The organism is Limnospira sp. (assembly GCF_051859755.1).
Lineage (GTDB): Bacteria > Cyanobacteriota > Cyanobacteriia > Cyanobacteriales > Microcoleaceae > Limnospira > Limnospira fusiformis.
On the sequence record NZ_JBIMLI010000128.1, the window covers coordinates 1 to 15,234 of the forward strand.

The following is a 15,234-nucleotide window of genomic DNA, read 5'->3' on the forward strand; positions in this document are numbered from 1 at the left end:
CCAAACGTCGGGACATATAAACAGTTATGGGATGGTCAGGGTGGCGAATCCCTTATATTCCACCAAGGAGTGGAAGTCCCACTGGGAGGTTATTTCAGGCATTGCAGCCCTATTTCACTCCTCAACGTCTCGCACCAACCCTTTCAGTATAACCATCACTGGAAGAGCCCCCTTCCATTTATTATAATGGCAAATTGATAGCCTGAAACTTTGAGCGCAAATGTTGGGCTTGCTGGGGGTCTTGGCGGTCGTACAGTGTCACAGCCTGACGATAGGCTACTAAGACCTCCCGGGGCGATTTAACTTGACCGTCTGCAGTTCGCAAATTCAACAAAACCCAGCCCAGATTTCGATAAGCTGCCGCCAAATTGCGATCGCATTTAACTGCATTCTCCAAATAATTTTTCGCCTGATGCCACTCACCGCTGGCGGCTAAAACTGTCCCTAAACGATAACAAATCCAAGCATCTTTGGGTTGTTTTTGATATATTTTATTATACCAATCAGCCGCTTTTTGAAAATCTCCCAGATGTTCATAAATTAAACCTCCATTTCTCATCACCCAATCGGGTATTTCCGGACACTGACTTGCTAAATTGAGACTTTGACGACAAGATACATGATCACTTTTACGGTACTCATACCACGCTTTAAATCCTAAAGCCAAGGCATTATTGGGGACTTGTTGAGTGAAGGCTTGCAGTCGCCGTGTGATGTCACCAGACTTGTTGGTTGTCACTCGTTCTAAAGCGGCAATTGTGAGAGGATAAAGCCAGGATTTTAGGGCGATCGCCACCGAGGAGGGCTGCTGCTGAGATTTAAAAATTCCCTGGGTTCCCGCCTGAACTACGATTTTCCACTGGCGAAGATGGAAAGATATCCAAGCCTTAACCCCCAGAGCAAAACTAGAATTAGGATCTAGGTTTAATGCTTGTTGAATTGTCTGATCCGCTTTTTGCCAGTTTCCCTCTTTTCCCCATGCCCAACCTAGGTTAGCGTGCATCCAGGCTTGTTTTGGACTAAGTTTAATGCCATGCTGTAATTGTTGAATCGCTTGTTTCCACTGCTGGCTACGACAGCTAACTAACCCCAAAATGCCATAAATTCGACCGTCTTGGGGTTTAATTTGCTGGGCTTTTCTGGCAATACTATCAGCGCGATCGCTATGATGATATAATAATATAATCGCCAATTCTATGAGGGCTTCGGCGTTGTCTGGTTCTTGAGTTAAACAATTTTGATAGGCGGTGACAGCATCGGTTAACTTGCCTTTTTTAACACAAGTTTTGGCGGTTTTATGAAGCGGAGAAATCAGTTTACCATCCAGGGCATCGATAAAATCTTGGGCGGTTTGTATGCGTTCATTTACCCGAAATTTTAACCCGGTTAATATTACCTTTTGAATGTAGGGGCTAATATTAGGGTTGAGTTGTCGGGGGGGAACTAGAGGATCGGGTAAGTTATTAGAAATAGCTTGGGCGCGATCGGCTGAGTCGGCGGGTAATTTTCCTGTTAATAATTCGTACATAGAAGCACACAGGGCATAAATATCAGTGGAGGGATAGCGTTTGGCTTGGCTAGAATACTGCTCAAATGGGGCGTATCCTCTGCTTAAAATTACGGTCATATCTCCGGTTTTTCCAGCGATAAATTCTCGGGTAGTTCCAAAATCAATTAAAACGACACGATCGCCACTGCCAATCATAATATTGTCGGGCTTAATATCTCTATGCAATAAATTGTGCTGGTGAACAATTGTGAGTGCTTCAGCGACGGTTTTGGTATACTTAATCACTAGAGGCTCATCTAGGGGTTGGTGATTATTCAATAACAGATTGGATAGAGTTGAACCCTCTATAAACTCCATCACCATATAAATAGTTGAATTTTCTTCAAAGCAATCATAAACTTTAGCAATATGAGGAGATTTACAACGACTTAAATAAATAGCTTCTAATTGGAACTCATGAAGTTGTTTCTTTCGATCAACCGGGGTAATTGATAAGGGCCAGAGTACAGATGTGCCTTGTCTGCATCCATTTTCTGGCCACAACTCTTTGATGGCTACAGTAGCAGAATTAGCGCAGTAAATCCCTTTGTATGTAATCCCAAAACCGCCTTGACTTATAAATTTTTTGATTTGGTATTTGCCCTGTTTTAGCCATGTACCTGTGGGTAAATACAGTCCTGAGTTAGTGGGAGTAGTAGTGGTGCTAGTGGGAGTTAAAGTAGCTCCGCAGGCCATGCAGAAGCGATCGCCTGGGCTGTTGTCATAGGCACATGATGGACAGATGTTACTCATAATTAGTTACCGTCAATTAAATTAAAGTTTTTAAGGATTGTTCAACTCTGTTAAATTTAACAGCAATGGGAGTAATACTGCATCGTAATGCCAACAAAGTCGCGTTATCGGGTGCGTCTCGTTTTAGCACCAAATTAATTGCTTCATTAACCGCAGTTTGCAAGGGTTGAGATTGGCTAAAAATTTCGATAAATTCCTCATTACTAATTAAATCCCAGACTCCATCGGAACATAACAAAATTAGATCGCCATCTTGCAATTGAATATCGCTTTTCGTTTGCACGTAACCCGGGGAAAGATTGGGTTTCGAGCCCAAGGATTTAGTCAAAACATTGCGATCGGGATGTTCGAGGCTTTCTTCGGCGGAAATTTGACCGCTGGCGACCAGCAGCGCCACCAAAGAATGATCCTCACTCAACTGCTCAATTTTGCCGTCACTCACCCGATAAATGCGACTATCACCCACATGAGCGATCGCCAATTTTCGGGACTCTATCAAGGCTAAACTTAACGTAGTTCCGCCATTATGTACCGCCTCAGATACCACCGAGTTAGCGCGATCGACAATAGAAATTAACCACTGGCTGCTGTTTTTTGAAATATTTTCTTCTTCCTGGCGAAATCCATCAATAACCGTTTTCACCGCCAAACGACTGGCTACCTCACCCGCGGCCATTCCTCCCATACCATCCGCCAAAGCTGCTAAAATAACCTGCTCAGATGCTCCTTGATTAATTTGAGCAATTCCGTAGCTATCTTCATTTTGGAGTCGTCGGGGAGACAGTCCCAGGGTAGATTCACTGGCGATTTCCCAATTGACGCGATCGCCCCCCAATAGTTTACGAGTTTCGATGACCAAACCTCGCAGTTGTGACAAGGAAAAACGCTCATCAGGAATGGCGGACAAGGAGATAGTTAGCAGTTGTGACAAATGGGGCATATCGCATTTTTTTACACCCAGAAAATCACTGTCTGGCTCTCTTCCATACAACCCATGATACAGTAAAGCACCAATGGTATAAACGCTGCTTTTTTCACTAGGAATAGGATGGGATGATAGTTCGGGGGCACAGTAATTTCCCATGACTCCCGAACTCATTGGGGTGTCTTCTGGGTAAACGCCAGTCAGGTCAAAACAGCGAATGGGTTGACCTATTTCTAACCAATCTGGGTTGATGTCGATCGCACACCAGTGACGTTGATGGAAATACCAGAATAATTGACAAATTGGCGTGATCGCTTTTAAAACTTCCAGGGGGTTCGGACTATTTTTTAACCACTGACTTAATACCCGCTCAGGATGGGGAAATTCGGTCAATACCAATAGGCGATCGCCTTCATCACCCGCTAGATTTTCTTCAGGATAATATTCAGGTTCCAGGTAATTTTCTCCCTCATCTGTCTCCGGCTCAGACCCTTCATATAAATCTTGATTATCCGTGATATTTTCCGCCGTATTTTCTAGGGTCTGATTTTCTTGATTTTCGGTTATGCTTTCTGCCGTATCTGCGGCGGTTTCTGTTTCATTTGTTAACTGCTCTATATCCTCCGAATTTTCGGGGATTTCCTCGGACCCATCAGGACTCGATAAAGTCGATAATTCGTGGTCTTGATGGGCAGTTAATTCCGGGGTGATATGGTCAGCTTCGATGGTTTCTTCTGTCAAGGGTTCTTGCACAATTTTAGACAGATCAGGAACCTGGATTTGAGCGAGTATGGGTGCAACCAAACTATAATCCGCCAAGGTTTCCCGCAATTGTAATTCTTGTTGCAACAAACCCGTTGCCGAACCCACTCGCAAAAGTCCCAGTTGAGGATGTTCACTACCTGCATTTTCCAGACTTACTTTAAAATAGTGAATGCGATCGTTGCTTTGACCCAGGTTGGCGGCAACTCTTACCACAAAATCTCCGATTTGTAAACAGGTATTTTCTGAAATCACGAGCCCATTTAATAATCCGTATAAGTTGAACCATAAGACAGGAGATAATCCCAGTTTTTTATCTCCTAATTGAGTCAATTAAAACTCAGAGTTTGCCCACACAAACTGAACTTTTCCAAAAGCAACCTCATCACCGGGATTAAGACAAGTTGGGCTAGTAATCCTCGCTCCGAAGCGACTTTGACCCTTTGGTTTAATGAAAATTCCATTAGTTGAACCCAAGTCTTTAATCATCCAATTACCCGCTTCCGGGTAAATTTCTCCGTGATGGCGCGATACCGTTTCTCCCCCGGCAAAGTTTTCTAAATCGATATCCACCGGCCCCATATCCGGGTCAAAAACTCCCACCAGTGCCACACCATCTAAACGAAATTCAGGTTGAGGTGCGTTAGCTTGTTTGGCGACCAGACGCGCAGTGGTAGCCGTAGGGAAAGTGAGGGGTTCGTTTTTGGGGAAAAGATCGACTTCCTCAAAGGGAGGGGTGAAGGGAAAAAGTTCGGGGCTGGAATTACTGACAGGTTCAGGGGGTGCGGGCACAGATGTGGCAGTGTTCAATTCTGTACCACAGACCTCGCAGAATTCGGCATCATCCAGGTTATCATAGCTACAGCTTGGACAAGTAATAGACATGATTTTATCTCCTAATAAAGGGCTAATATTTTAGTGAGAGTTGGAATCATTTATGATCCGGTTAAATTGCGAATTTGGTCTTCGGAAAGACCCAGTTCGGAATCGTTGCTCATTTTCACAGTTTTACCTTTGGCTCCCATTTTGACGGTTTTGCGGGTTCCAGAAGAAAGTTTGCGAGTTTTGCGGACTTCTTCAATGCCGACGTTGAGAGATTCAACCATTGCGTCGTTGCCAATTTTAACGGTTAATCGTCGGGCAGTTTCCAGCAATTCTGCCGCTTGTTCGGGATTTTGATCAGCGAGGTTGGCGGCGCGATCGACAATTCCACTGATATTTCGCTGCTGCACATATCCCATGACTTCCGGGTTGGTTTGGGCGCTTCCTCCCTGTCCTGCCACAAACTGAACGACTAGGTTTTGGGGGGGAAGTTCACCCCGCCGTTGCTTTCCCGGAATGTCGTAAGTCAGACCAAGTTGGGCAATACGAACCTTGGCTTGGCTATGACTTTCCAGGTCAAATTCTAATAGAAAAACCGTGTCATCATTGGCGATCGCACTTCCAATTAAATAAGGCTTTTTATCCAGGGCAATTTCAGCACTATCGGGATATACGCGACTAATTCGTGCTAATTTGACACCCTTGACTGTGCTGATATTTAACTTGAGGTTATTGATCACTTCCGATTGAGCTTGTTGAACTTCCTCAAAAATTGTATTAGGAAGTTCGGAAATAGGAATATCCGTGGTTCCGGTGTGGGTTTGTGTTTCCACAACATTAAAAACTCGGCCCCCAGTACGATCGCTCAAATACAGTAACAAATCCTCGTTATACTCGCCAACTCCCAAAGCTGTAATGGGGATTCCCGCCTCAGCGAATTGTGTCGCCAGGTCTCGACAATCGCTTTCATCAAAAGTCTGTCCGTCGGTGAAAATGAGAGTCCGGCGACTGCTGAGATCGCAGTTTTTCAGGATGTTTAAAGCCTCTTCCATTCCCAAAGCCATGCGAGTGCCGCCGCTGAAATTTCGGAGTTGACCGATCGCATTTTTCAAAGATGCCGTATCTGTCGATGCAGTCAGGGGAAGCAGGACCGACGCGGAGTCATCAAACCGGACTAATGCAATCCGATCGCGGGAGTCAGCTTGGCCGGAACTGACCAGACCTTCGAGGGATTCGATCACCTGGTCAATTTTAGTTTTTCCCCCGGTGACTTGTGTATATTGCTTTCCATCCAGGAAATAACTATTACCTGTGGGTATAGTCTCCTCCCCTTCCAAAACTTCATACATGGAGCCACTGGTATCGATCACAAAGCTAAATGTGGTCGAGGGACGACTGGCGGACACCTCCGCATTAGGTCGCAGTTTCAGCATCACAAATAGCTTTTGTCCAGCTTTATCAGCATTGAGAAATTCTAAGTGGGGGGTGATAGTAACGTTCAGCATGGTTGGTGAAATTTAGGTAAAATCCAAGGGAGGTAAAGCACCGCCTTGGGGTTCAATTTGCGAAAAATCGGGAGGGAATAAATCGGGAATTCGACGATCGCCCGAATCTTGTATTTGGTGGATCTCCTCGAATTCCAGGGCAGGTAAATCCAACGTGAGAGATGTGGTTCGATAGCCTTCTCGGATATCTTCTAGCCATGTCTGTATGATTTGTTCGAGGTTAGCATTGTTCAGGGCACAGGCGGTTTGTTGTTGCAATTGCGATCGCATTTTTTCACGCAATTTTGAATTAAAAATACTCTCCGGGTTGTTTTCCTCCTTTTCACTGATATTCAGATTATAGGATACTGGATGCGGGTCGGGTTGACTGGTGCTTAACAGGTAAAGTGTATATTGAACCATTTACATAAAATTAATCAAATAATACCTGATTTAAAGCCTTTCTTGAACTTCCAATATAATATCTCCAAACTGGCGGCGATCGCCATCATTTAGTTCTTGTCTAAATCGCTTCATTTTCCCAAATTTCGGATGCTGTGACAGAGCCGAGTCAAATTCTAAGATAATTTTACCATTTTCTAGGAAAATTTTGGCAAATTCTGCCGGAAATCCGGCATCTTTTGATAAGTAAACATGGGCATTTCGGGAACTGCCGATTTCGATGGGCTTTTCTCCCAAAGCAACCATCGTACATTCTTGGTTATTCCAGTGAACCAACAGCACTACAGAACCGGACAAGGAACTGTAAAATTGTTCGCTCAAGGCGATCGCCAAACCGATACAAAATCCCAAAATCGTCGCCCCTGCCAAACGCGCTAAAATCACCCCCGTCACAGATTCAAAAACCAGAAAACTTAAAGAACCAAAAACACCTCCCACCGACCCCGCTATCAGCGCATTTTTCCGAGGTAGATTAGGCACAAATAGAGACATTCCACCGCCGACGAGGGTTCCCAGTACCGTCCACCCCGTCAGCCGAGCCACCACCGACAAAACCGGAAGGTAACCACTGGGAAGAAACACCACTTGACCGACGGCTCCCCCGACGAATCCAGCCACCAAACCACCCCCACCTCCCCAACTCCCTTCTTGAAAAGAGAGGAGGCGACGACGCAGGGTGTAATTTTGTCCGATAATCAAGGCGAGGGAAGTTCCGATCGCCAAAAATCCCGTCCATACGCCTATACGAAAAACACCGAAAAAGAAGCCATAATTACCGCTTTCATCCGACTCGACCAATTGTTGTCCATATATCGCTTTTTCTGCCCCCCGGAAGGCACGATCAAGGTCGCCGAAGTTGGCATAAAACACCAAATCTGGATCGCCAGTTAGAGCGGTTAAGTAGTTGATTTGTGCGTCTCCCGTTCCCACCGCTACCAAATTAATTCCAGAGGCTCGGATTTGTTGGGCGATGGATGCGGCCATCGGCGGATTGTTGGGTACGCCGTCGGTAAAGAGTAAGATATTGGGAGTGCGATCGCTATTTTGGAGGACAGAAGTTGCCAGGTTGAAGCCTTCGCTGAGGTTAGTTCCTCCCCTGGCGGAAAGGCGAGCGATCGCCTGTTGTAGTTCCGTTTCATTGCGGGTAAAATCTGCCACCACACTCGCCCGGCTGGAAAATTCTACCACAGCTAAATCATGGCGTTTCAGGTTTTGTCGGCTCACAAATTCCGATGCCGCCGTTTGCACCTCCCGCAGTTTTTGGCCGCTCATACTTCCAGATGTGTCTATCAGCAGGACCACCGCTTTAGGCTTGGTGAGAAACCCCGGAGGTTGTCGAGTTAGATACAGCCATATTTCACCGAAAATTAGCGCCCCCAGCAAACATCCGGCTCCCCCACAGACTCCGAATAGCAGCGGTTTATATATTTTTTTGGTAATCATTGTTATATTTATCATGGTTGTTTCCAGGTTTAAAAAATGAAATTAATTTGATTTTCAAGTCTCAGCCATCGTATTCCCCGGAGCAATTGCCATATCAATTTACTGCTTGTCTTTCGTAAATTTTCCACCGTCCGTTATCCTTGACAAACCAATATCGATAGTTCCCTTTACTCGCACCAGATAGACGCGAATCAATTCCCCTTGGTGTATGGAATGTTCGATCTTCGTAGACAGTAACGATTAATTCTGGACGAGAGCCGGAAACCGAAAAAGAAACAACATTGATCACTTTTGATTCCCGATAGGTGTAATACGAGTTATTTTTGCGAAGCCAATCTATCGAACCATTAGGTTGTGTAATATTTTTATATAAAGGACCGGAAGTATATTGGCGAACTAACTGAAGATCGAAAGGAGCCGCAAAAATACGCCCTTTAGAACTCAACCATCTATTCACTAACGTTACCGCTTGCTCCTGGGTCAAGTCTATCTGGGGAGAATTCCTAGAAGTTTGAGTTTGAGTCGGTGTCGCTGTCCGTGTCTGGGTCGCTGTCGGTGTCGCTGTCCGTGTCGCTGTCGGTGTCCGTGTCGCTGTCGGTGTCGGTGTCGGTGTCGCTGTCGGTGTCGCTGTCGGTGTCGCTGTCGGTGTCGCTGTCCGTGTCGCTGTCCGTGTCGCTGTCGGTGTCGCTGTCGGTGTCGCTGTCGGTGTCGCTGTCGGTGTCGCTGTCGGTGTCGCTGTCCGTGCCGGTGCCGGTGCCGGTGGTGGTACTGCTGCCACTGGAGCCGACAAACTCATTTCTATCTCGAAATTTCTGGTTCCTCCGAGTGAGGCGACATGAACCGTATACCTCCCATTAAGAGGTAATTCATTACCCAATACTAAACTGTTATCTGGGGCGTAAATCCAAACACACACTCCCTCATTATAGCGATAACTTAATAGTTTGCCTTTTTCACCCGAAAACACAAAACCAGTATCCTCACCCGATCGCACAATTCCCGTTCCTTGAAAGTTTTGGCTATCTATGGCGATCGCCTCTGGATTCGACAAAGAACCACGGGGCATCTCCGGACATTCTAACGAGTTAGTCAGACTCTTAGGGAGATGGTTTAATACCTCCCTTGGCAACACCTCCGAGACAGCCTCGCAGCCCCATAATCCTCCTACAAATAGGATCGAGAACAACCGCATTAGTAGCTTTAACTTAATTATCATGGCATTTAATCCCCGGATTTCCATATATTTTATAGGGTTGATCTGGGCTATCGACTCATTCAGTCTCAATCAAGGTGCATTGATTACACTCGCTACTCCAACACTTGCTCCTGAGACTTGTTCGTTAACCATTCTGGCAAAAGCCTCCGCCCTTGAACGACTGTTAAATGAGGCAACTTGAATCAGATAATCATCATTGGCATGACGATATCTTCGATAGGCATCTCTACAAAAAATCGCTTTTGTTCTTTGTAAGTTACTTTCACTATCAGGAACGTTTACCGGATAAAATCTAATTGGATAGTCTGCCCGATTAGTTGGCAGTCGATCGCCACAACTTGATTTCGGAAAATCCGATCGCCTAAAGGGTGCGATCGCTGTTTCTTGCCTCTGAGGTCTAGGCGCGCGACCAGTATCATTGGCAGTTCTTTCCGGTCTTTGTCTTGCCGTTGATGTGCGTGTCTGGGTCGCTGTCGGTGTCGGTGCCGGTGTCGCTGTCGGTGTCGCTGTCGGTGTCGCTGTCCGTGCCGGTGCCGGTGCCGGTGGTGGTACTGCTGCCACTGGAGCCGACAAACTCATTTCTATCTCGAAATTTCTGGTTCCTCCGAGTGAGGCGACATGAACCGTATACCTCCCATTAAGAGGTAATTCATTACCCAATACTAAACTGTTATCTGGGGCGTAAATCCAAACACACACTCCCTCATTATAGCGATAACTTAATAGTTTGCCTTTTTCACCCGAAAACACAAAACCAGTATCCTCACCCGATCGCACAATTCCCGTTCCTTGAAAGTTTTGGCTATCTATGGCGATCGCCTCTGGATTCGACAAAGAACCACTGGGCATCTCCGGACATTCTAACGAGTTAGTCAGACTCTTAGGGAGATGGTTTAATACCTCCCTTGGCAACACCTCCGAGACAGCCTCGCAGCCCACCAATAACCCACCGCTCAACAGGAAAAAACCTAAGCGATATTTAAAGCATTTCACGGTCTGATTTGTTTTTGTTATGATACCCATTTTATACAGTTATCCTGAGATTGTCAAGTAACAATATAGAAACCATCATCAAAAATCATGCTCCGCCTCTCTTTTCATATAATTGCTCCAGCTCAAGAAAGGGATAACCCCTCCCAAAATCAGCACCAATAAGAGGATACCAGTCATAATTAAGCGTGTTTTCTGGGGAAGCGATCGCCCAAAAACCATCATCGTGTAAGTTTTCGGTGGCGTCTTGATTTGCTGATTATTAACCGTCACTTGTACCAAAACTTCGTGTTGCGTTCCCCGTTCCGCGTTCGGTTGCTGGAAAACAATCTCGTATTCTCCCAACAGGGAATCTAGGAAAAGTTGCAAGTTCCTGGCAATGTCATTGGCGTTTCCCGAAAATTCCGCAATTCCTCCTGTTGTTTCCGCAATGGTCTGCAGGCGTTCAGGATCAACAAAGTCCCTTGCCAATTGGGGATTTTTATCAGCATCAGCTCGAGTTGCCGCTCGTCCCAAGTTATATTTTTGCCCCACCTGTTGGGGGGTTAAGCCATAGCCGAGAGTGTGAACAATGATGTTATTATTTCTCTCCAGTAAGGTAATTAAATTATCGAAATCTTGTTGTTCGTTCGGTTGATTGTGGAAGCCGTCCGAGAGGAGAATCACCGATAGCCGAGGTTCCGGTCTACCCGAATCTTCCGGAACGTAAAACCGTGGATCTTGCCGATTTCCCAGGACTCGGATCGCTTCTGACAACGGACCGTAAATATCCGTAGCTGCACAAAGTGTTTGCGCCGCCAGATAATCCAGAAAGTTGGTTTGTTTGATATCATTCGCCGGGAAAAATCTGGAGTCAATCCCCCGCTGTGTCACCTCGAAACCCGGACAGTTTGCGCCACCTTTCCCAAACGGAACGATCGCCACCTTCGTATCACCACCGCGATCGCTCATTTGTTCTAAAAATCGTCGCGTCGCCTCCAGGGCACCATCTATTCTTCGCTTTCCACTTGTATCGAGTTCGTTCATACTCCCAGTCAAGTCAACTAAAACCACAATCCAAGCCGGAGGAGGGGTGCTTTCTTGGGGACTTTGCCAAGATTTGATCCCGACGGGTTCATCATCTGTAATCACTTGAAAATCCGACTCCTGCAATTGCATGACCGGACGACCTCTCTCATCCCTGACTTGCAGGCGCAGGGTAACATTGTCATTGTTTATCCTCGGACGACCCACAATTTCCGCCGTTTGTCCGAAAACTGGGGACGCGATCATCAATGCGATCGCACTACCACTAAGCCATCGGATCGAAAAAGCGATTATAAAATACAAACCGGTAGAATTTCGGGACTTTAAAACTTTCGGATGGTTCGGTATAGAATGTAATAACATAGTTGTGTTTTAGTGAAACTTTACGTCGAGATCTCAGCTTGGTTCCGTTAATCGCAATTTTCAGGAATTGTCTCTTATGGGGCGTTAAAAAAGCCCGGTTTCCTTCGATTTTAATATTTGCCAGGTACGGGAGCAGATGGGGCAGATAAATATCCGCTTTGTTTTCTGATTTTACAGAAGAACCGATCCGAATCATGCCCCGCCTGGGTAGTTCGATTGACATCCCTTCTTCGATTTTTTCATCATCAAATTCGTCCCGCGATCGATAAGTAATAAATCGCAGCATCGAGGAATTGATTTTCGGATCATCATCTTCGCTGTCCTCATCCAAAACAGAAATATCTTGGTGATCTTCTTCCTGGTACTCAAATCCGCTTCCCGCCCTCAAAGCCGGCAGGTAAGTGGGGGAAGCATTCGTGATGGCAAATGCCACACCCAAACACAACCCCAACACTGCAAACCCCAACGGGTCTTCGTAGGGTTTAAAAGCCGCTGGCATCAGCCTTAGCAAACGCATCAGCTCAAAAATACCCGCCGCGATGAGACTGGCAATACTCGCCGCCAAAATACTGATAAATAGGCGCAGGTAAAAGCGTTTGGGGTTTCCCGCCTCCAGGCTATGAAACCGCCAACTCAACCCCTCAGCCAAACCCACCGAACCTCCCACCACCAACCAACCAAACACCCGAATTATCACGGGAGGAATTGCCAGGCTAGGGTCGAACAGAATTTGGGAAATACCCCCCGCTATTCCCCCCGCTATCAGTCCCACCATAAACGCCAACATCAGCGGAACTCGCAGCATCCGTACACTCAGTTTAGGACGGGTGGGGTTACTGATAAAAATCTCGTTGGTGACGCTGCCAATTGCCAGGGAAATCGCCATGCAGGGAAACAAGACAATTTCCGGAAACCCTTGCAGCCAGCCGAAATCGCTAAGGAACACCTGGGCGATATTCCACCCCAGCAAAGCAGATATTAGACCAGCCAGTATATAGAAATAGAGTCTCATAATGCACCCTTTCCGTTAACCAATCGAACCCCATAGCACAGGCATCCTGTCTGTAACATCATTAACATATTTTAGCCTCCATCTGGGTTTAAGCATTGATTTCTGATATCTTCCTCCAACCATCTTTGTATTCGACCATCTTTATCAATCACGCCATCAGGAGTATTTGCTCCTTTGGATTTCTGATATTCCTTAATTGCGTCACTAAATTCTTGCCATCTTTCGTTATATTGACGGATTTCTCCATATTGTAAGTTTTGGTCTATTCTTAATATTTGTCTGACACAAAATAAAACTATATACCCGTTATTATCCTGTACATTCTCGGGAATACCTATGCTATTTAGAGTGTTTAGTGGTAGTTGATTTATGTCATCAGTTAAATTAGTAATCATTGCCTTGATTGCCTCATCTGTTCTGCGAAAACGTCCTTGATTGTCATAACGAATTTCCGTCAAAGTCTCTGGCTTATTTGGAGTTGCTATTGTCCCTTTAATAACGAATTTCCACAAACTATTTATTAACAATATTGTTGTTAATACTATTGCACCTAATAATAAACCTATTACCATCCCTCTTATAATCAATCTTAAATTGTCTGTGACCAAATAAGTATCCCCATATAAAGCAGAATGGATATGGTCGCGCCATCCCTTTTGGCGAATTAGCGTCATCTCGAACAATGTTCCTTTTTTAACATTGCCCTTTCGAGATAGGCTGTAAAATATATTTGCAGGAACCTCACCGGTTGAGATTTGATAAAAAATGGCGGCGAAATGTGGCTCCTCCACTTCTTCAAAGAATTGAGCTAAGGATAAATAGTTCTTGTCAGTTTTGCCGGGATATCTCCAAAAAGGCTGTAAATTTGTTAAGAAGTTATGCTTTTCTTCTGGGTAATTTGTGATGATTCCTGGTTCCGATAAATCTGGTATTTGGGTGAGAGCATCTGCCAAATCTGTGGTGAAAGACACGCGGTAAACCTGCGACCAAAACCCATCCTTTTGGGTGAGTAATAATTTAGTCGCTTTAACAAGTTGTGGTATATCAAATTTGTAATGCACTAAACCACGGAGTTTATGTTTAATTGTGCTGTCGGATGGGGAGAATTTTGGTTTGGTGATTAAGCGCGAGAGAAGACTATAAATTCCGTCCTTAACATTTCGAGTCAGAGATGGCAAGCCGTGGATATTCTTTTCGTACTCTGTGACAATCGATGCCTGCAATTTCCGGCAAGATTTCCAACAGTCATCCGGCTTGGGGGCGGTTTGCATCCAAATCAAAAATTCCGGCAAGAATTTCGGTATCAGTAGGGCTTTTAAGGTCAACAGCCTAACCATCGGTTCGGAGTATATTTTGTCTTGGTAGGCTTTGGATGCTCCTCGACTATCTAAGAGTTTGTTCCAAGATTGAGCATCCATTTGGGGATGAAATAAAGCGATTTCCAAGCTGTTTATGTATTCCGGTTGTGTGCGGCAATTCATGATAGCTTTGACCGCCTTTTTAATCTCATTTTTATCCAAATTAAATGGAGAATCAAGCATATAAACAGAGAGTGTCATAATGTACTGTTTCCGTTAACCAATCGAACCCCATAGCACAGGCATCCTGTCTGTAACATCATTAACATATTTTAGCCTCCATCTGGGTTTAAGCATTGATTTCTGATATCTTCCTCCAACCATCCTCGTGTTGAACCACCATCTTTATCAATCACGCCATCAGGAGTATCTGCTCCTTGGGATTTCTGATATTTCTTAATTGCGTCACTAAATTCTTGCCATCTTTCGTTATATTTACCGATTTCTCCATATTGTAAGTCTTGGTCGATTCCTAATATGTCTCTGACACAAAATAAAACTATATACTTGTTATTATCCTGTACATTCTCGGGAATACCTATGCTATTTAGAGTGTTTGGTGGTAGTTGATTTATGTAATCAGTTAAATTAGTAATCATTGCCTTGATTGCCTCATGTGTTCTGTTAAAACGTTCTTGATTTTCAGGACTAATTTCCGTCCAAGTCTCTTGGTTCTTCGTGTCTGTTGTTGATGCCTGTGCAGATGTTAATTCCTCCTCTAGAGCGGCTATTTTCTCGTCCATACTTGCCTGCAAATCCTTCTCATACAGAGATATCAACAAACTACTTATTAACAATATTGTTATTAATCCTATTGTACCTAATAATAAACCTATTACCATCCTTCTTATAATCAATATTAAATTTTCTGTGACAAAATAAATCCCTGCATCTAAAGCAGAATGGATATGGTCGAGCAATCCCTTTTTGCGAATTAGCGTCATCTCGAACAATGTTCCTTTTTTAACATTGCCCTTTCGAGATAGGCTGTCAAATATATTTGCAGGAACCTCACCGGTTGAGATTTGATAAAAAATGGCGGCGAAATGTGGCTCCTCCACTTCTTCAA

The 15,234-nt window shown here is 44.9% G+C and carries 11 protein-coding genes and 1 pseudogene; all 12 read right to left on the reverse strand.

Translation table 11 applies throughout. From position 1 onward, the window contains the following. Positions 1 to 181: 181 nt before the first annotated feature. On the reverse strand, positions 182 to 2,302 hold the full coding sequence (locus ACTIE0_RS18635) for a protein kinase domain-containing protein (protein WP_039933708.1): 2,121 nt from the start codon (positions 2,300 to 2,302) through the stop codon (positions 182 to 184). 16 nt (positions 2,303 to 2,318) lie between these two features. Next, on the reverse strand, positions 2,319 to 4,244 hold the full coding sequence (locus ACTIE0_RS18640) for a protein phosphatase 2C domain-containing protein (RefSeq protein ID WP_235720276.1): 1,926 nt from the start codon (positions 4,242 to 4,244) through the stop codon (positions 2,319 to 2,321). A gap of 78 nt (positions 4,245 to 4,322) precedes the next feature. Next, on the reverse strand, positions 4,323 to 4,874 hold the full coding sequence (locus tag ACTIE0_RS18645; RefSeq protein WP_006624628.1) for a double zinc ribbon and FHA domain-containing protein: 552 nt from the start codon (positions 4,872 to 4,874) through the stop codon (positions 4,323 to 4,325). 50 nt (positions 4,875 to 4,924) lie between these two features. Further along, entirely contained in the window at positions 4,925 to 6,316 is a 1,392-nt protein-coding gene (locus tag ACTIE0_RS18650) for a vWA domain-containing protein (protein WP_006624627.1), read from the reverse strand. Between the two features lie 12 nt (positions 6,317 to 6,328). Further along, complete coding sequence (locus tag ACTIE0_RS18655; protein ID WP_006624626.1) at positions 6,329 to 6,718, reverse strand: hypothetical protein; 390 nt, start codon at positions 6,716 to 6,718, stop codon at positions 6,329 to 6,331. A 30-nt stretch (positions 6,719 to 6,748) separates the two neighbouring features. After that, entirely contained in the window at positions 6,749 to 8,215 is a 1,467-nt protein-coding gene (locus tag ACTIE0_RS18660) for a vWA domain-containing protein (RefSeq protein WP_006670437.1), read from the reverse strand. Between the two features lie 79 nt (positions 8,216 to 8,294). After that, positions 8,295 to 9,416, reverse strand: coding sequence for an ARC6/PARC6 family protein (locus tag ACTIE0_RS18665; RefSeq protein WP_439516953.1), 1,122 nt, complete (start codon positions 9,414 to 9,416; stop codon positions 8,295 to 8,297). A gap of 69 nt (positions 9,417 to 9,485) precedes the next feature. After that, positions 9,486 to 10,439, reverse strand: a complete 954-nt coding sequence (locus ACTIE0_RS18670; protein WP_006670435.1) for a hypothetical protein — start codon at positions 10,437 to 10,439, stop codon at positions 9,486 to 9,488. 48 nt (positions 10,440 to 10,487) lie between these two features. Continuing rightward, positions 10,488 to 11,678 (reverse strand): vWA domain-containing protein, encoded by a 1,191-nt coding sequence (locus tag ACTIE0_RS18675; RefSeq protein ID WP_006670434.1) that lies wholly within the window; start codon positions 11,676 to 11,678, stop codon positions 10,488 to 10,490. A gap of 19 nt (positions 11,679 to 11,697) precedes the next feature. After that, on the reverse strand, positions 11,698 to 12,807 hold the full coding sequence (locus tag ACTIE0_RS18680; RefSeq protein WP_006670433.1) for a hypothetical protein: 1,110 nt from the start codon (positions 12,805 to 12,807) through the stop codon (positions 11,698 to 11,700). Between the two features lie 71 nt (positions 12,808 to 12,878). Further along, positions 12,879 to 14,366, reverse strand: a complete 1,488-nt coding sequence (locus tag ACTIE0_RS18685) for a hypothetical protein (protein WP_006670432.1) — start codon at positions 14,364 to 14,366, stop codon at positions 12,879 to 12,881. A gap of 71 nt (positions 14,367 to 14,437) precedes the next feature. Further along, a pseudogene (locus ACTIE0_RS18690) lies at positions 14,438 to 15,234 on the reverse strand (hypothetical protein); the annotation flags it as partial.